At 28.2% G+C, this 16,506-nt stretch carries 17 protein-coding genes; 11 read left to right on the top strand and 6 right to left on the bottom strand.

The genetic code is table 11. The features are described 5' to 3' along the window. Positions 1 to 253: 253 nt before the first annotated feature. The 5 genes from CRIB_RS10990 (at position 254) to pyrE (ending at position 5,046) form a co-directional block, all read left to right on the top strand. Positions 254 to 1,345 (top strand): C40 family peptidase, encoded by a 1,092-nt coding sequence (locus tag CRIB_RS10990; RefSeq protein ID WP_180702402.1) that lies wholly within the window; start codon positions 254 to 256, stop codon positions 1,343 to 1,345. Positions 1,346 to 1,828: 483 nt separating this feature from the next. Further along, complete coding sequence (pyrB, locus tag CRIB_RS10985; protein ID WP_180702401.1) at positions 1,829 to 2,794, top strand: aspartate carbamoyltransferase; 966 nt, start codon at positions 1,829 to 1,831, stop codon at positions 2,792 to 2,794. Positions 2,795 to 2,832: 38 nt separating this feature from the next. Further along, positions 2,833 to 3,525, top strand: a complete 693-nt coding sequence (locus CRIB_RS10980) for a dihydroorotate dehydrogenase electron transfer subunit (RefSeq protein WP_180702400.1) — start codon at positions 2,833 to 2,835, stop codon at positions 3,523 to 3,525. Next, positions 3,518 to 4,420, top strand: coding sequence for a dihydroorotate dehydrogenase (locus CRIB_RS10975; protein ID WP_180702399.1), 903 nt, complete (start codon positions 3,518 to 3,520; stop codon positions 4,418 to 4,420). Before CRIB_RS10980 ends, CRIB_RS10975 begins: the two co-directional genes overlap by 8 nt. Positions 4,421 to 4,461: 41 nt before the next feature. Beyond that, a complete protein-coding gene (gene pyrE, locus CRIB_RS10970) occupies positions 4,462 to 5,046 on the top strand; it encodes an orotate phosphoribosyltransferase (protein ID WP_180702398.1) in 585 nt (194 codons plus the stop codon). Positions 5,047 to 5,149: 103 nt separating this feature from the next. Here the strand turns inward: pyrE and CRIB_RS10965 are convergent, their stop codons facing one another. Beyond that, a complete protein-coding gene (locus CRIB_RS10965; RefSeq protein WP_180702397.1) occupies positions 5,150 to 6,043 on the bottom strand; it encodes a LysR family transcriptional regulator in 894 nt (297 codons plus the stop codon). A gap of 210 nt (positions 6,044 to 6,253) precedes the next feature. On the opposite strand from CRIB_RS10965, the gene CRIB_RS10960 reads away from it, so the two are divergent. Then, entirely contained in the window at positions 6,254 to 7,279 is a 1,026-nt protein-coding gene (locus CRIB_RS10960; RefSeq protein WP_180702396.1) for a YeiH family protein, read from the top strand. An 85-nt stretch (positions 7,280 to 7,364) separates the two neighbouring features. Here CRIB_RS10960 and CRIB_RS10955 read toward each other — a convergent pair whose 3' ends face one another. Together CRIB_RS10955 and CRIB_RS10950 are read right to left on the bottom strand one after the other, a co-directional pair. Further along, entirely contained in the window at positions 7,365 to 8,018 is a 654-nt protein-coding gene (locus CRIB_RS10955) for a deoxynucleoside kinase (protein WP_180702395.1), read from the bottom strand. Then, positions 8,006 to 8,674: a deoxynucleoside kinase gene (locus CRIB_RS10950; protein WP_180702394.1), complete on the bottom strand. Its 669-nt coding sequence runs from the start codon at positions 8,672 to 8,674 to the stop codon at positions 8,006 to 8,008. The genes CRIB_RS10955 and CRIB_RS10950 overlap by 13 nt, the downstream gene beginning before the upstream one ends. Positions 8,675 to 8,852: 178 nt before the next feature. Here CRIB_RS10950 and CRIB_RS10945 point away from each other — a divergent pair, with 178 nt between their 5' ends. The 4 genes from CRIB_RS10945 (at position 8,853) to groL (ending at position 13,420) form a co-directional block, all read left to right on the top strand. Next, a complete protein-coding gene (locus CRIB_RS10945) occupies positions 8,853 to 9,728 on the top strand; it encodes a DNA-3-methyladenine glycosylase family protein (RefSeq protein ID WP_180702393.1) in 876 nt (291 codons plus the stop codon). Positions 9,729 to 9,742: 14 nt separating this feature from the next. Beyond that, the gene (cls, locus tag CRIB_RS10940) at positions 9,743 to 11,236 is read left to right on the top strand and encodes a cardiolipin synthase (RefSeq protein ID WP_180702392.1); all 1,494 of its coding nucleotides are present in this window, start codon (positions 9,743 to 9,745) and stop codon (positions 11,234 to 11,236) included. Between the two features lie 254 nt (positions 11,237 to 11,490). Then, positions 11,491 to 11,775 carry a co-chaperone GroES gene (gene groES / locus CRIB_RS10935; protein ID WP_180702391.1) on the top strand — a complete coding sequence of 95 codons (285 nt, stop codon included), beginning with the start codon at positions 11,491 to 11,493 and terminating at the stop codon, positions 11,773 to 11,775. 19 nt (positions 11,776 to 11,794) lie between these two features. Further along, positions 11,795 to 13,420, top strand: a complete 1,626-nt coding sequence (gene groL / locus CRIB_RS10930; protein WP_180702390.1) for a chaperonin GroEL — start codon at positions 11,795 to 11,797, stop codon at positions 13,418 to 13,420. A gap of 108 nt (positions 13,421 to 13,528) precedes the next feature. Here groL and CRIB_RS10925 read toward each other — a convergent pair whose 3' ends face one another. Together CRIB_RS10925 and CRIB_RS10920 are read right to left on the bottom strand one after the other, a co-directional pair. Beyond that, positions 13,529 to 14,014, bottom strand: a complete 486-nt coding sequence (locus CRIB_RS10925) for an IS630 family transposase (protein ID WP_243633592.1) — start codon at positions 14,012 to 14,014, stop codon at positions 13,529 to 13,531. 17 nt (positions 14,015 to 14,031) lie between these two features. After that, a complete protein-coding gene (locus CRIB_RS10920; protein WP_207204143.1) occupies positions 14,032 to 14,415 on the bottom strand; it encodes an IS630 transposase-related protein in 384 nt (127 codons plus the stop codon). Between the two features lie 66 nt (positions 14,416 to 14,481). Between CRIB_RS10920 and CRIB_RS10915 the strand changes: the two genes are divergently transcribed. Then, on the top strand, positions 14,482 to 14,745 hold the full coding sequence (locus CRIB_RS10915) for a hypothetical protein (RefSeq protein WP_243633526.1): 264 nt from the start codon (positions 14,482 to 14,484) through the stop codon (positions 14,743 to 14,745). A 636-nt stretch (positions 14,746 to 15,381) separates the two neighbouring features. Here CRIB_RS10915 and CRIB_RS10910 read toward each other — a convergent pair. Then, entirely contained in the window at positions 15,382 to 16,323 is a 942-nt protein-coding gene (locus CRIB_RS10910; RefSeq protein WP_180701595.1) for an IS982 family transposase, read from the bottom strand. Between the last annotated feature and the right edge of the window lie 183 nt (positions 16,324 to 16,506).

Here is a 16,506-nt window from a genome sequence, read left to right as displayed (position 1 = left end):
TACGAATATTATATTTATACAAGATGTAAATTTAAAATTATTATTAAAAAATACTTAGTTAATTTATTAATATAAGAATACTATACAAATTAAAAGAATAGATTACAAAACAGTTACAAAATATATTACATATTAAAAAATTTACAAAAATCTTGTGTATTAGTATTTTATCCTAAATGATAAGAGCATCTATAAAAATAACACATAATGAGATTATTTATATTTATGGTTAATTTTTGGAGGGAGAAATATTATGAAGAGAAAAATATTAGTACCAATGTTTGCATCAGTAATGGCATTATCAATGAATACGGTAGCAAACGCAGATCAAGTAGAAAATAACAACGAAAATGATAAAAATTCAGATAGAACTTTAGATTTAGGTGAATACCAAGAAACTACATATAAAACAGCAGTTGTTAAAGATGGAGTTGCTGTAAAGATAAGAAATAGTGGAGATGTTAAAACTGTTGCTTATACAGGAGATGAATTTAAAGTTATAGGAACTCAAGGAGAATGGGTTAAAGTTTCTTTAGAAGATGGAGAAGGATGGTTAGCTTCTAGATACGTAGATATAAAAGAATCAATTGGATACGTTACAGGAGAAAAGGTGAACTTAAGAGCAGAATCTAATACTGACTCTGAAGTAATAAAAGAGTTAGAGATAGGTTCTACAGTAAAGGTATTAGAAGTTAATGAAAACTGGCTAAAGGTTAAAAAAGGTGAAGATGAAGGATATATAAGATCACTTTATGTATCTGAAGAAGCTCCGGTTATAGAAGTAGAAGAACCAGTTGTTGTTAATGAAGTTCAAACTTCTAATACTCAAAGTAATAGAACTCAAACTTCAACAAGTTCATCGAATTCATCAAGTTCATCAAGTTCTAATAATTCTACAAATAGTAATAATGGACAAACTCAAAAACCAGCACAAAATAACAATAGTTCATACAATCCACCAGCATCAAGTACATCATCTGTACAAGCGGTTTTAAATTTAGCTTACTCTAAAATAGGATCTCCATATGTTTGGGGAGCAGAAGGGCCAAACTCATTTGACTGTTCTGGATTTACATATTATGTATTTAGAAATGCAGCTGGAGTAAGCTTACCAAGAACATCTAGTGCTCAGTCAGGATACGGAACAACTGTAAGTAAGTCAAACTTACAACCAGGAGATTTAGTATTCTTCAATACTAGTGGTAAAGGAGTTAGCCATGTTGGAATATATGTAGGTGGAGGAAATATGATACATTCACCTTCATCTGGAAAAACAGTTAGTGTAACGAGTATAAACTCATCTTATTATAGTTCAAGATTTGTTACAGCTAAGAGAGTTTTATAATATGATATTATAGCCACCTATTTTTATAGGTGGCTTTTTTACGCTTAAGGATATTCTAATACTTAAAAAAATGTGGATAAATTCTGAATGTAAGCAATATCAACAAATTGGTTTTGAACGTAAAAAAGATTTTGAAATATTTCGCCCACGCAGTGGCTCAAGCAACGGACGAAGTCGTTGGCGACATGAAATGTTTCGCCGACACGTCGCTCAAGCGAAGCGAATTTTTTATATGAAAATAAGAGAATATATATATTTATAAAGGATTGATATATAAATGTTAATAGATATAATTTAATAAATATATTTCTAGGAATATTTATCTAAAATCTTAATCTAGAAGCATTTTTAAGTTAAATAAATTAACATAAAATATGTTGACTTTGTAAAAAAAAGGTGTTAAGCTACTATCAGAATATAAAATTATATTATAAAAAAAACTTTTAAATTTAGTCCAGAGAGGCTAAAAAGGGAGGAAATAATATGTTATTAAAAGGAAGAAATTTAATCCAATCAGAAGACTTTTCTGTTGAAGAAATAAATCAAATATTATCACTGTCTCAAAATATAATTGAGAACCCATCAAAATATTCTCGTGTATGTGAAGGTAAATTACTGGCTACATTGTTTTATGAGCCATCAACAAGAACAAGGTTAAGCTTTGAATCAGCTATGTATAGATTAGGAGGAAGCGTTGTAGGATTTTCAGAACCTAATTCATCATCTGTATCAAAGGGAGAATCATTAGGAGATACTATAAGAACAGTATCATGTTATGCAGATGTAATAGTAATGAGACATCCAGTAGCAGGTTCAGCTGAGGAAGCAGCAAAATATACAGAAATACCTTTTATAAATGCAGGAGATGGAGGAAACCAACATCCAACACAAACACTTACCGATCTACTTACTATAAAATCCCTAAAAGGAAGTTTAGATAATCATACAATAGGATTATGTGGAGATTTAAAAAATGGAAGAACTGTACATTCTTTAGTAAAGGCTATGTCTAGATATAAAGGAACTAAGTTTATATTTATATCTCCAGATGAATTAAAGATGCCAAAATATATAAAAGAGGCTATACAAGAACAAGGACATGCATATTACGAAACAAATAATTTAGACGAAGTTATAGGTAGTCTAGATATTTTATATATGACAAGAGTTCAAAGAGAAAGATTTGAAAATCAAGAACAATATGAAAAATTAAAGAATTACTATATATTAAATAAGTCGAAAATGCAAAATGCTAGAGAAGATATGCTTGTTATGCATCCATTACCAAGGGTAAATGAAATAGATGCAGAGGTTGATTTTGATGAAAGAGCAGTATACTTCAAGCAAGCTAAATATGGAATGTTTGTAAGAATGGCTTTAATAATGAAACTTTTAGGTGCAAAAGAATCTCAAAATTCTTTGGAAGAAGCAGCAATAGACTATATATAAATCTTGATAAAATATATGATGGCAAGGGGCGAATGAATATGTACAAAGTAATTGAAAATAGATATGTAGGGGAAGATATGTACCTTCTGAGAATTGAAGGTAAGTTTGAAGGAAAAATGGGTCAATTTTATATGTTAAGAGCATGGGATAAATTTCCACTTCTTTCAAGACCTATAAGTATACACGATATAGACGAGAATAGTATAAGTTTTTTATATAAAGTTGTAGGAGAAGGAACTCAAATCTTAAGCAAAGTAAAAGTAAGCGAAACTATAAAGTTAGAAGGTCCATATGGAAATGGTTATGAAAAGGTTCAAGGTAAGGTGGCTTTAGTAGGTGGAGGAATCGGAGTAGCACCACTTTACTTAGTTGCTAAGAATATAGAAAATTGTGATGCGTATTTAGGTTTTAGAAAAGAAGCCATACTAGAAGAAGAATACAAAGAAGTTTGTAATGAAGTGCATATAGCTATAGGGGATAAATTTGTAACGGATATTTTAGATATTGAAAAATATGATTATATACTAGCTTGTGGACCGACTCCTATGATGGAAAAGCTAGTTAAGATGACAGAAGGAACTAATACGAAGATAATGGTGTCTCTAGAAAATCATATGGCATGTGGAGTTGGAGCATGTTTAGTATGTACTTGTAAAACACAGTTTGGAAATAAGAAAACGTGTAAAGATGGACCGGTATTTTGGGGAGAGGATGTGATATTCAATGGCTAATTTAGGTGTAAAATTCGGGAATATCGATTTTAAAAATCCAGTTGTTATGGCTTCAGGAACCTTTGGATTCGGCAAAGAGTATAATGAAATTTATGACATACAAAAATTAGGAGGGATAAGTAGTAAAGGTCTTACTTTAGAAAAAAGAGATGGAAATAAAGGGATGAGAGTATGGGAAACTCCATCTGGAATGATGAATAGTGTAGGACTTGAAAATCCAAGTGTTCAAGGATTCATAGATAATGAACTAAAGTTTTTTAAAGGTTTAAACTTAGTAAGGATAGCTAATTTAGGCGGAGGAACTTTAGATGATTATGTAAAGGGAGCTGAACTTTTAAATAATCAATCTATAGATATGATAGAGTTAAACATATCTTGTCCAAATGTAAAAGCTGGTGGAATGGCATTTGGTATAAAAAATGAAGTTGCAAGAGAAGTAGTAAGAGCAGTTAGAAAAGTTACAGATTTACCTCTTGTAGTTAAATTATCACCTAATGCTGAAGACATAGTTGGTATGGCTAAAGTCTGTGAAGAAGAAGGTGCAGATGGTATATCTTTAGTGAATACATTTAAAGCAATGGCTATAGATATACATAAGAGAAAGCCAGTATTTGAAAATATATATGCAGGTTTATCTGGTCCAGCCATAAAACCAATAGCTCTTAGAATGGTTCATGAGGTATGTAAAAATGTAAGCATACCAGTTATGGGAATGGGTGGAATAACTACAGCTCAAGATGCCATAGAGTTTATAATGGCTGGAGCAACGTGTATCCAGGTTGGAACTGCAAATTTCATAAATCCTAAAATTGGTATTGAAATAATAGACGGAATAGAAGAATTTATGAAAAAAGAAGGAATAAAAAGTTTAGACGAAATTAGAGGAATAATATAATAATTTAAAATAAACATATGAAAATTTGGGAGGACATAGTTATGAGTAAAGTAGACGTAGTAGAAATATTAAAGAAAAGTGATGCATTATTAGAAGGTCATTTCCTATTATCTTCAGGAAAGCACAGCAATAGATATGTACAATGTGCTAAAGTATTAAGATTTCCTAAATATGCAGAGCAGGTATTAAGTACAGTAGTTGATCAAATAAAAGATTTAGATATAGATTTAGTAGTAGGACCTGCAATGGGTGGAGTTATAGTTTCTTATGAATTAGGAAGACAATTAAATAAGGAGACTGTATTCACTGAAAGAAAAGATGGAGTAATGGAGCTTAGAAGAGGATTTGAGGTTAGTCCTGGAGCCAAAATAATAATAGCTGAAGATGTTGTTACTACTGGAAAATCAACGATAGAAACTAAAGAGGCTTTAGAAAAATTAGGTGGAGAAGTTATAGGGGTAGCTTGCATAGCAAATAGAACTTCTAAAGATATAGGTATGCCTATATATAGTGCAATAAAGTTAGATATACAAGTTCATGATGCTGATGAGTGTCCTTTATGTAAAGAAGGAAAAATAGAGTTGGTTAAACCTGGAAGTAGAGAGTTTAAAGAACTAGGAATGTAATTAAATATAAATTGATATAAGGACTTAGGAATTGCTAAGTCCTTATATTTATTAAAGAATAATATAGTTTAATTATAAAAATATACTTGTATAATTAATAAAATTACTTAGTAATAGTTAATAAGTAATTTTTAAATTCTTCTAAAAATACCTCAGTAGCTTTTGTAATATTCATATTTTTAGGTAAAATATAAGAAAAACTACGATTGTAAAATTTGTCCAATTCTATGGTGATTAACTCTTTATTTTTAGCTGCTGGGTCAGCTACAAAATTAGAGATTATAGTTACTCCAAGTCCATTTCTAACAGCTTCTTTAACTGCATAATTACTACCTAAAATCATTAAATTTTTTGCGATTATTTTATTTGAGTTCAAATATAGATTTAAATATTCTCTAGTACCGGACCCTTCTTCTCGAGCTACCCAATTTTGATTTTGTAATAAATCGAAGTTAAATTTATTATTGATCCAGCGGGAATCATAAGGAACTGCTAAAACCATTTTATCTTCTGATAAATATTCTTGATTCAAATTAGGGTATGAAGATATTCCTTCTATAAATCCGATATCTAAAGTTAAATCCTTTAAATTTTCAGCAATTATAGTGGTATTTTCGATAAGTAGATCAACCTCTATATCTGGATATTTTTCACGAAAAATAGTAAGAAATTTAGGTAAAATATACTCCCCAATAGTTAAACTAGCACCAATCTTTATAATTCCTTTGATCGAGTCTGAAATATCTCTAACTTCCATATATGTAGTATCTAAAATATGTAGAATTTCTTTTGCCCTGTTATAAAGTTTATAGCCGTTTTCAGTTATAACAATTGATTTATGTTTTATAGATCTATTAATTAAAGTAACGCCATAATAACTTTCTAAATTTTTTATATGTGTGCTGACACTTGGTTGAGATAAATTTAAATATTCACCGGCTTTTGTAAAGTTTTTATGTTCTACTACAGCGATAAAAGTTTTCAATTCTTCAAACAATACAATACCTCCTAAAGTTGATATAATTATTATATATATTATACACATAATAATTAAAAATATTAATACATATTATATATTTTATTTATTTTACTTATATAAATTAAGCTTATATAATAATAGATGATTAGTTTTGGAAAATATATTTATTTGAATTGAATATGGGCATAATACAAATAAAAATAACATTTTAGAGGAGAGGCAGAATTTATGAGTAAAAGTAATAAAGTATTAAGTGAAATAAAAAATATAATACCAGGACTTATAGTAGCTATATTAGTATCTTTAATTAGTATGGGATTAGCAAAGTTTATGCCGAGTTTAGGGGCAGGAACTATAGCAATATTTTTAGGTATGTTAGTAGGGAACTTATTCTTAGGACAAAAAGTGTTCCAAAGTGGATATAAATTTTCTGAAACTAATCTATTATCATACTCAATAGTATTGCTTGGAGGTACTTTAAGCGTAACAAAGTTAATGGAATTAGGATTTAGCGGAATAATTTTTGTTGTTATACAAATGGCAATTACTATAGTTGGAACAATGTATATAGGTAAAAAATTAGGTTTTAGTCAGAATTTTAGAATGCTTATGGCAAGTGGAAATGCAGTATGTGGTTCATCTGCAATAGCTGCAACAGCTCCAGTTATAGATGCAAATGATGATGATAAAGGAATAACTATCACAATAGTAAATATAACTGGTATATTTTTAATGTTTTTACTTCCTGTTTTATGTGGACGGTTATATAACCATGAAGTTGTAAAAACATCAGCTATGATAGGTGGAACACTTCAATCAGTAGGACAAGTTGTTGCCAGTGGAGAAATGGTAAATGAGCATGTTAAAGAAATGGCTATGATATTTAAAATAGTAAGGGTTATACTATTAGTTGTAGTAGTATTTACACTTGGTCATATAAAACATAAAACTAACCATGAAATAATAGAAGAAGAAGTATCAGATGTTAAAAAAGGTAAAATAAAAATACCATGGTATGTTATAGGTTTCTTTATAACATGTGCATTATTTACAGTAAATATAATCTCTCCAGAGGTATCAAGTTTATTTAAGGCTATAAGTAATAAACTTGAAATAATAGCATTAGGTGCAATAGGACTTAGAGTTAATTTAAGAGAATTAATAAAACAAGGTAAATCTGTATCATTATATGCTCTATTTGTAGGTTTATTACAAGTAGTAACTGCTATAATATTAATATCTATATTCTTATAATAATTAAAAATAATGTAATAAAAAGAATAAATAAAGTATTTATTGAAACTATATGTATAAAAAGAAATACTAGGAGTGTATATATCTACATCCCTAGTATTTCTTTTATTTTATCACATAACATATCTAAATGTTCTGGATTATTTATTAGATCAACTTCATTTATATTAACATATAAAACTGGTGATTGGTCATACTCAGTAATCCATTTTTCATATCTATCATGAAGATTTTTCCAGTATTCTATATCGACTGTTTTTTCCATATCACGACCTCTAAGATTTATTCTATGGATTATAGAATCTAAAGATCCATCAAGATATATCATTAAGTCAGGTCTTCTTAAATAAGGAACCATATCATTAAATAAATCTCTATAAGTTATATAATCTCTCTTAGTCATTTTTTTATTATCATATAAATTTCTAGCGAATATTTCTACATCTTCGTATATACTTCTATCTTGGATATTATTTAATCCATTGCTGTCTATTTCTTTTTGTTGTTTAAATCTTTGAGCTAAGAAGTATAATTGTAAGTGGAACCCCCATTTTTCTTGATCTTTATAAAAATCTTCTAAATATGGGTTACCATCAACCTTTTCATAATGTGCTTCAAATCCTAGTTTTTGTGCAACTAATTTAGTTAAAGTTGATTTACCAGCACCAACATTACCAGCTACTGTTATGAATAAATCTCTATTTAAAGGTTTATTGCATTGATTTACTAATTTGAACATGTCGTATTTCCTCCTAAAGTTGAAATTGCTTCTTCCACTTTATTTATTATAAATTTTTTATCTTCTTCTTTATTTAAGAAGTCTAAATTAGAATTATCAATCTCGATTATTATAGGTTCTTTACCCATAAAGTTGTGTTTTATAGATAATGGATTGAAATAATATTTATATTCCGTTCTTAATCCATCAATATAGTTTCTATCCATTTGCCTTTCAAAACTTCTATCCCTCATTGCTATTCTTTTCATCAGAACATCTGTATTAGAATTTAAATATATTATAATATCGGGTTGAGGTAAATCATTAACGAATATGTTATATACTTGTTTATATCTATGAAATTGCATTTTATCAAGTGTAATACCTGCAAATATAAGATTTTTTATTATATGATAATCACTTACAACACCCTTAGATAGACTTAATACATTTTTTTCAATATCCTCTAATTGTTTAAATCTATTAAATAGAAAAAATGCTTCTGTTTGTAAAGCATATTCTTTAATATCTGTATAAAATTTTGATAAAAAAGGATTTTCTTCAACTATTTCTCTTAAAAGAGTATAACCAAAATGTTGGTTAAGTATATTAGCTAATGTAGTTTTTCCTACACCAATAGGTCCTTCAACAGCTATAAATATACCTCTATTATTCATGTAAAATCACCCTCTAAAAATAATGTCTTATGTATTTTATCAGAAAAAAATTTAAAATACTACTCTAGACTTTTTATTTTATAGCATAATTTAAATTAACTTATTTAATTTATGTAAAATATGGGTAAATTAAAGATATAATAATTTTATAATAATTTACGTTGAGGAGTATTAATTTATGAAAGTTTACGAAAAAGATAACACAGTTATATTAGAAGATATATCAGATTTTAATCCGAAGCATATATTTGAATGTGGTCAGTGTTTTAGATGGATTAAAGAAGATGATGAGTCATATACTGGTGTAGCAAAAGGAAGAGTAATAAATGTTTCAAAACAAGGAGATAAAGTTTTTTTAAAGAATACTAATTTAGATGATTTTAATAATATTTGGTTTGAATATTTTGATTTAGGAACAGATTATGGAAATATAAAAGAGATATTAAGAAATATGGATGAGCATTTAGAAAAAGCGACAGAATTTGGTGATGGCATAAGAATTCTTAAACAAGATGGATGGGAAATGCTTATATCGTTTATAATATCATCAAACAACAGAATACCTATGATACAAAAAGCTATAAATAATTTATCTAGAGAGTTCGGGACATATATTGGTGAATATAATGGTAAAGAGTATTATGCTTTTCCTACCCCAGAACAATTAAGTAAGGCTAGCCAAGAACAAATAAGAGCATGCCAAACAGGATTTAGAGATAAATATATAAAAAGTACAACAGATAGTGTTATTTTAAATAATGAAAATATATCTGAATATACTAAGTTAAATACAGAGGAGTGCTTAAAGGAATTATTAAAATTTAATGGAGTTGGTCCTAAGGTGGGTGACTGCATTGCATTATTTGGAATGCAAAAGTATGATACTTTCCCGGTAGACGTGTGGGTTAAAAGAGTTATGCAAGAATTTTATGTAGAAGAGGATATGAGTTTATCTAAAATAAGAGCATATGCTATAGATAAGTTTAAGGGATTATCTGGTTTTGCACAACAGTATTTATTCTATTATGCAAGGGAGCTTGGTATAGGAAGATAAAAAGGAGATTTTTTATGAGTGTTGGAGGTATTTTGTTTTTAAGTTATTTAATTATATCTTACATCGCTGGAGCTTTAATATCTATGACTATAATACTTGAAAATAGAGATCCTGCTAAGACTATGACTTGGTTATTAATATTTATATTATTACCAGGTTTAGGAATTGTGATATATGCGGTATTTGGTAGAAATATACGAAAGATAAAAATGCTTAGAACTCAAAAACTAGCAACAGATATAAAGGATAAAAATTTATTTGAGAACTTAGATGAAATAGAAGAGTTAGTAACATTAGAACAAAAATCTATAAAGAACAATAGAATACTTAATGACCTAGAAGATGAAGATTTTGTTAAGCGAAGAGTTATAAGTTTATTATTAAATACAGGAGTATTTCCATTTACAACTAATAATAATATAGAAGTCTATGTTGATGGAAATCAAAAATTTGAAAGACTTCTTAAAGATATAGAAAATGCTAAAGAATATATACACTTAGAATATTTTATAATAAAAGAAAGTGAAATTGGAACAAAGATAAAGAATGCATTAATTGAAAAAGCAAAACAAGGTGTTAAGGTTAGAATTTTGTATGATGATGTAGGATGTTGGAGATTCTGGTTTCATAGAAATTTCTTTAATGAAATGAGAAAGTATAGTATACAAATTGAACCATTTATACCGAATAAATTCCCTATATTAGGAGGTAAATTAAATTATAGGAATCATAGAAAGATAGTAGTAATAGACGGTTCTATAGGATATACCGGTGGAATAAATATAGGTGATGAATATTTAGGAAGGAATAAGAAGTTTGGTTATTGGAGAGATACTCATATAAGAGTAGAAGGTACTTCAGTATATATGCTTCAAATGATTTTTTTAACAGATTGGTATTATACAACAAAAGAGATTCTCTTAACTAAAAGATTTTTCCCTAAAATAGGTCACTGCGGAAATAGTATGGTTCAAGTTGTAGCAAGTGGGCCTGATAGTGATTGGGAGGCTATACATTATGCTTATTTTTCAGCTATATGTCAGGCTAAAAAAAGCATATATATAGAAACACCATATTTTATACCAGATGAAAGCTTGCTAAAAGCTTTAAATAGTGCAGCTTTAAGTGGAGTAGATGTTAGAATTATATTCCCGAAAATAGCTGATCATAAAATAGTAAATACAGCATCTTATTCATATTTTAGTGATATACTGAAATCTGGAGGTAAGGTTTATTTGTATACAAAAGGTTTTATACACTCTAAAGTTATAATTATAGATGATAAAATAACTTCAACTGGATCAGCTAATATGGATTTAAGAAGTTTTATGCTAAACTTTGAAATAAATGCATTTATATATGATAAAGAAGTAATAGATATTATGACTAAGGATTTTTTAGAAGATATGAAAAATAGTGAGGAGTTAAAAATAGAAGATTTTAATAATAGAAGTATGGTTAAAAAGGTGAAAGAATCAATAGCGAGACTATTTTCACCTATATTATAAAAAATTTTTAAAAACTATTGAAAAATGGATATAATTAATATACTATAATAATTGTTAGCACTCTTGGTTAGAGAGTGATAAATTCATTATAGTATATTTTTATATTCAAATGTATTATAAAATATATATTTTGAAATTCAACAATTATTTTGAGCAACGGATGTATCTATAGCGGTAGCAAGGATATATCGTTGGCGAAATGAGCAAAGCGAATTTTTATTTTTACATATGAATATTTACTAGGAGGTAAAAATATGAAGATAAGACCATTAGCTGATAGAGTAGTTATAAAAAAAATAGAGGCTGAAGAGAAAACTGCAAGTGGTATAGTTTTACCAGGGACAGCTAAGGAGCAACCACAAATGGCTGAAGTTATAGAAGTGGGCCCAGGTGGTATAGTAGACGGAAAAGAGATAACTATGGAATTAAAAGTAGGAGATAAAGTTATATTCCAAAAGTATGCAGGTACTGAGGTTAAGATAGAAGGAAATGAATACACAATACTAAGACAAAGTGATATATTAGCAGTAGTTGAATAATTTATAGGAGGGGTTAATAATGGCTAAAGAAATTAAATTTGCTCAAGATACTAGAAAAGCGTTAGAAACAGGTGTAAATAAATTAGCAGATACAGTAAAAGTTACTTTAGGACCAAAAGGAAGAAATGTTATATTAGATAAAAAATTTGGAGCACCTCTTATAACTAATGATGGTGTAACAATAGCTAAAGAAATAGAGTTAGAAGATAGATTTGAAAATATGGGAGCTCAATTAGTTAAGGAAGTTGCTACTAAAACTAATGATGTAGCTGGTGATGGTACTACAACTGCTACAGTTTTAGCTCAAGCTATAATAAGAGAAGGGTTAAAAAATGTAACAGCAGGAGCTAATCCAGTTTTAATAAGAAAAGGTATACAAAAAGCTGTTGAAGTTGCAGTAGAAGAATTAAAATCTCAATCTAGAACTATAGAAACTAAGGAATCTATATCTCAAGTTGCTTCTATATCTGCAGGGGATGAAGAAGTAGGAGCATTAATAGCAGAAGCTATGGAAATAGTAGGAAAAGATGGTGTTATAACTGTTGAAGAATCTAAAACTATGAATACTGAATTAGATGCTGTTGAAGGGATGCAATTTGACAGAGGGTTCGTTTCAGCATACATGGTTACAGATGTAGATAAGATGGAAGCAATATTAAATGATCCATATATATTAATAACGGATAGAAAAATATCTAACATACAAGATATATTACCTATATTAGAGCAAATAGTTCAACAAGGTAAGAAATTATTAATAGTAGCTGAAGATGTAGATGGAGAAGCATTATCTACATTAGTAGTTAACAAATTAAGAGGAACATTTGAAGTTGTTGCAGTTAAAGCTCCAGGATTTGGAGATAGAAGAAAAGCAATGCTTGAAGATATAGCAACACTTACTGGAGGAGTTGTAATATCTGAAGAATTAGGATATGACCTAAAAGAAGCAGATGTAACTATGTTAGGTAGAGCAGGTTCTGTAAAAGTAACTAAAGAAGCTACTACAATAGTAGATGGATTTGGAGATAAAGTTGCTATAGAAAATAGAGTTAATCAAATAAAGCATCAAGTAGAAGAAACTACTTCAGAGTTTGATAAAGAAAAACTAATGGAAAGATTAGCTAAATTAGCTGGTGGAGTAGCTGTTATAAAAGTAGGAGCTGCTACGGAAGTTGAAATGAAAGAAAGAAAATTAAGAATAGAAGATGCACTTAATGCAACAAGAGCAGCTGTTGAAGAAGGTATAGTTGCTGGTGGTGGTACTGCATTAGTTAGTGTAATACCAGCTTTAGATAAGTTAGTATTAGAACTAGAAGGTGAAGTACAAATAGGTGCTAAGATAATAAGAAAAGCATTAGAAGAACCATTAAGACAAATAGCTATAAATGCAGGTCTTGAGGGTGCTGTTATAACAGAAAGAGTAATTAATGCAGAACCTGAGGTAGGATTTGATGCATTAAATGAAAGATATGTTAACATGATAGAAGTTGGTATAGTTGACCCAACTAAGGTTACTAGAAGTGCTTTACAAAATGCAGCATCTATAGCTGGAGTATTCTTAACTACTGAGGCGGCAGTTGCAGATTTACCAGAATCTGAACCTGCTATGCCAGGAATGGGCGGAGGAATGCCAGGAATGATGTAATAAAAAGAGTAGCAATTTTGCTACTCTTTTTTTGTATATATAAGTTAATATTTTATTATTAAATTTAAAATGAGAATACTAAAATAAAATTTGTAAAATATATTATAGTCAATTAACTTTAAAAAGTTGGTAAATAGTTTCTTCTAAACTTATGTTATTTTTAACTATTTTTTTCAACTTCTTTTTTAATACTGCCCAGTACTTTTCTATTGGATTTAAATCTGGAGAATATGGTGGTAAAAATATTAATTTTAGATTTTTGTTAGCATTCTTGCATAATTCATATAGTCTACTTTTACAATGAAATGTTGCATTATCCATTACAATAACTTTGTTTTCTTCTACTTCTTTTAAAAACATTTCTTTGAACCATTTTTCAAAAAACTCACTATCCATTATTTTATCGTATACTAAAGGAGAGATTATCTTATCTACACATTTTCCTGCTACTATATTTATTCTTTTATACTTTTTGCCAGGTATTTTGTCATAAACCTTTTTACCTCTTACGGCTCTAGCATATTCTCTATAAATATATCCTTGTATCCCTGTTTCATCAATGTATACTATATCTTCTTCTTTAAAATATTTTATTTCATTTAAATATTTTTTTATTTTTTCTTTGCATTGCTCCTTGTATAAAGTTGTCTTTTTTTTCGTGTTATATTTAGTTTCTTAAGTGCTTTAAATATAGCCACATCACTACAATTGAATTCTTCTGCTATCTCATATAAGTATGCATCTGGATACTGTTCTATATATTTAACTAATTGTTCTGGACAAATCTTTTTTGGTTTTCTAACTCTTATTTTTACTTCGCCTAATTTCCCTTCCTTTTTTTTGTTTATCCATCTTATTAGTGTTGTTTCAGATATTTTAAATACTTTACAAGTTTCCTTGAAAGTGTGTCCTTCTTCTCTATATTCAATTACTCGTTGTTTAAATTTTATATCATAACTCATATTAGTTTTATTAACTTTTTTGATATATTGCATACTATTATTTAAAAGTTAGGTTACTATAATAGGAATCTTATTAAGGTCATTTTAGGAGGTATATAAATGAGCAAATTTATTGAAGAAATGAAAAAAGATATAGAAGGCATGGAAGCTCGTCATGAGCAACATAAAGAGTTAAGACATGAAAAACATGAAGAAAAGAAGTTTGCTAGAGAGTTAAAACACCAAATGAAGCATGAAGAACATGAAAAAGTTAAACAAGGTCGCAAAGTAGATCATGAAGAGAAAAAAGAAGAAAGACATGAAAGACATGAAGAAAAGAAATTAGAAAAAGAATTAAAACATCAGATGAAGCACGAAGAATAAATAATGAAGATGGTTATACAAACAGTAGAACCATCTTTTTTATGCTTAAGGATATTATAATACTTAAAAAAATGTGGATAAATTCTGAATGTAAGTAATATCAATAAATTGGTTTTGAGCGTAAAAAATATTTTGAAATACTTCGCCCACGCAGTGGCTCAAGCAACGAACGAAGTCGTTGGCGACATGAAGTGTTTCGCCGACACGTCACTCAAGCGAAGAGAATTTTTTATAGATATAAATCTATATAGTTATATTAAAGTTGTTATTAAAATATGGATAAGTAAGATATATTTATAAGAATATAATCATGATATACCGTGTATGATGTAAGAATAAAAGAGTCTATTATAGAGGTAATAAGAAAAAACATAGTAAAAATGAAAATATGATTTCTAAAATTGTTAAAAAATCTATAATAGCAATTAGGGTATGTAAGATAATGTAGAAGAGTATTTATTGCAAGTTAAAAATACCTCTGATACTATAATGATATAAGGGAAAACGAATTCCTGAGATAAGTATAATATATATTTTTAATAATTAATCTGTTGTGCTAGTTAATTATTTTTCCAAATAAAGGAATTTAAATTGTGCAAAAAAGAATATCCTATGAAAGATTAGTATTTGTAATTTTTATCCAAATACTAATCTTTTTATTTTAGATATAGAATCTTCATTTCCCATTAATTTGTTTATTAGAAATGATATATTATGAGCTAAAACTTTTATTGAAGTTCTAGTTATAAATCCTAACATTGATTTACTTTTTACTTTATTCAAATTTAATTGTTCTGCCAACTGAGAAAAACTAGTTTCTATCCTTCTTCTAGCTTTAAATATCAATTGTCTTATATCTTTGGGATAATTATCTTTACTATTTCCGCGCTTTAAAAATAATAGATTTATATCCTTTTCAACTTTCAGTTCAGGCGTTAGCCTTTTATTTACATACCCTTTATCACCAATAATAGAAATAGATTTATATTTATCACATAAATCCCATACTGCATTTCTATCATCTACATTAGCTGGAGTTATAATATAATCAGATAAAAATCCATCTATTGTAGTAAGAGCATGAAATTTAAATCCAAAATAAGTTTGTTTTTTTGAAGGACATCTACCATAAGAGGCTTCGCCTTTAAAGCATTTACTAAAATGTGCTCTACCAAATTCACATACTGGAATAGGCATACTATCTACAATTCTTATATTGTTAGAATAAGATTGCATAAATAAAGAAATATGCTCTCTTATTTTAGATATTACCCAATATAAGTTTCTTTTAGTTCTGTTGAATCTCGTTCTATCTCCTATCTTTGGAAATAGATTTTTATATTCCCTTTTAAGCAAACTAAAGAATGCTTTTTCAGAATCAATAGTTAAAAGTTCACCAACTATGCTAATAGTGATTATCTCACTATCAGAAAGTTTGCTATCTTTTATATTACGTCTATTACTTACAGTTATAGGTATAATCTCATTATATATATCATCTATAATTACAAATATATTTGTAAATAAATCAGTTAAATTTTTTTGATCTTGGATATAATAATTATTAAACTCTAGCATATATAATCCTCCTTTAGAATAGTAGAGATAATCTTAGGATACTATATTTGTTGGAGTTTTATTATTGAAAAATTTAACTAGCACAACGAGTTAATTATACAAAATACATATTTAATTAAGTTTTATGTTAGATAATAAAACTAATTAAAGTTAAAAAAATAACAAAAGTATAGGGGGGAATGT

Source organism: Romboutsia ilealis (genome assembly GCF_900015215.1).
GTDB classification, from domain to species: domain Bacteria; phylum Bacillota; class Clostridia; order Peptostreptococcales; family Peptostreptococcaceae; genus Romboutsia; species Romboutsia ilealis.
Note: the sequence above shows the minus strand (reverse complement) of the source record. Positions and strands in the feature narration are given on the sequence as shown.

Coding starts and splice junctions, on each gene's coding strand:
- pyrB (WP_180702401.1), top strand. CDS start 1,829: ATGTTATTAAAAGGAAGAAATTTAATCCAATCAGAAGACTTTTCTGTT.
- CRIB_RS10950 (WP_180702394.1), bottom strand. CDS start 8,674: ATGAATAATAGAGGTATATTTATAGCTGTTGAAGGACCTATTGGTGTA.
- CRIB_RS10915 (WP_243633526.1), top strand. CDS start 14,482: ATGAGCAAATTTATTGAAGAAATGAAAAAAGATATAGAAGGCATGGAA.
- pyrE (WP_180702398.1), top strand. CDS start 4,462: ATGAGTAAAGTAGACGTAGTAGAAATATTAAAGAAAAGTGATGCATTA.
- CRIB_RS10975 (WP_180702399.1), top strand. CDS start 3,518: ATGGCTAATTTAGGTGTAAAATTCGGGAATATCGATTTTAAAAATCCA.
- CRIB_RS10945 (WP_180702393.1), top strand. CDS start 8,853: ATGAAAGTTTACGAAAAAGATAACACAGTTATATTAGAAGATATATCA.
- CRIB_RS10955 (WP_180702395.1), bottom strand. CDS start 8,018: ATGTTCAAATTAGTAAATCAATGCAATAAACCTTTAAATAGAGATTTA.
- CRIB_RS10960 (WP_180702396.1), top strand. CDS start 6,254: ATGAGTAAAAGTAATAAAGTATTAAGTGAAATAAAAAATATAATACCA.
- groES (WP_180702391.1), top strand. CDS start 11,491: ATGAAGATAAGACCATTAGCTGATAGAGTAGTTATAAAAAAAATAGAG.
- cls (WP_180702392.1), top strand. CDS start 9,743: ATGAGTGTTGGAGGTATTTTGTTTTTAAGTTATTTAATTATATCTTAC.
- groL (WP_180702390.1), top strand. CDS start 11,795: ATGGCTAAAGAAATTAAATTTGCTCAAGATACTAGAAAAGCGTTAGAA.
- CRIB_RS10920 (WP_207204143.1), bottom strand. CDS start 14,415: ATGCAATATATCAAAAAAGTTAATAAAACTAATATGAGTTATGATATA.
- CRIB_RS10980 (WP_180702400.1), top strand. CDS start 2,833: ATGTACAAAGTAATTGAAAATAGATATGTAGGGGAAGATATGTACCTT.
- CRIB_RS10910 (WP_180701595.1), bottom strand. CDS start 16,323: ATGCTAGAGTTTAATAATTATTATATCCAAGATCAAAAAAATTTAACT.
- CRIB_RS10990 (WP_180702402.1), top strand. CDS start 254: ATGAAGAGAAAAATATTAGTACCAATGTTTGCATCAGTAATGGCATTA.